Raw genomic sequence first — 218 nt, 5'->3', positions numbered from 1 at the left:
CCGACATCGAGGTGCCAAACCTCCCCGTCGATGTGGACTCTTGGGGGAGATAAGCCTGTTATCCCCGGGGTAGCTTTTATCCGTTGAGCGATGGCCCTTCCATGCGGAACCCCCGGATCACTAAGCCCGACTTTCGTCCCTGCTCGACTTGTAGGTCTCGCAGTCAAGCTCCCTTATGCCTTTGCACTCTACGAATGATTTCCAACCATTCTGAGGGA

Annotated in this window: 1 rRNA gene; it reads right to left on the bottom strand. The window is 55.5% G+C overall.

Annotated features, from left to right (window positions below):
- Positions 1-218 (bottom strand): 23S ribosomal RNA (locus tag MR160_RS34655); the annotation flags it as partial.

Origin of the sequence: Bacillus cereus group sp. BfR-BA-01382 (genome assembly GCF_022663475.1) — a bacterium.
Taxonomy (GTDB): Bacteria; Bacillota; Bacilli; order Bacillales; family Bacillaceae_G; genus Bacillus_A; species Bacillus_A thuringiensis_S.
This window is presented reverse-complemented; position numbering and strand designations above follow the sequence as displayed.